Raw genomic sequence first — 675 nt, 5'->3', positions numbered from 1 at the left:
CTAGGTGTCGATGAGCACGTGTGGAAACACACCCGCCGGCCGGGCGAGCCCTCCTCGATGGTCACGGTGCTGGTGGATCTGACCCCGCTGGTCGACGGGTGCGGGCCAGCGCGGTTGATCGACATGCGACCCGGGCGCAGTGCCGAGGTTCTACGAACCTGGCTCAACGAGCGTGACCCTGGTTTCCGCGAGCAAGTAGAAGTCGTCACGATGGACGGCTTCGCCGGCTACGCCACCGCCGTGGACCACGCCTTACCCGCGGCGACGAAGGTGATGGACCCGTTCCATGTGGTGCACCTGGCCGCCGAGAAACTCACTGGGTGTCGGCAGCGCCTGCAACGAGAGACGACCGGTCGGCGTGGACGCAAGGATGACCCGTTGTACAAGCACCGCCGGAGCCTGATGACCAGGACGAACTATCTCACCGACCGGCAGAAACAACGGCTGGACCTGCTGTGGGCCACCGACGATGACTACGTCGCTTTGCAGGTCACCTGGGGTTTCTACCAGGATCTCATCGCCGCGTACGGCCATCCGGACAAGTCACAGGGCAAGAAGTTGATGGCCGGATTGATCGACACGCTGCGTAAAGGACTCCCGAAGGGCTTGGAGGAGTTGGCGCAGTTCGGGCGCACGTTGTGGCGGCGCCGGGCCGATATCCTGGCGTATTTCGAC

General features: G+C 64.0%; 1 protein-coding gene. It reads left to right on the top strand.

Going from position 1 to position 675, the window contains the following annotated elements; all coding sequences use genetic code 11:
- Positions 1-675: ISL3 family transposase (locus tag ACT3S3_RS15285; RefSeq protein ID WP_444627020.1), on the top strand; the 675-nt coding region annotated here is incomplete at both ends.

Origin of the sequence: Corynebacterium sp. AOP40-4SA-5 (genome assembly GCF_052377355.1) — a bacterium.
In the GTDB taxonomy this organism is placed as follows: domain Bacteria; phylum Actinomycetota; class Actinomycetes; order Mycobacteriales; family Mycobacteriaceae; genus Corynebacterium.
This window is presented reverse-complemented; position numbering and strand designations above follow the sequence as displayed.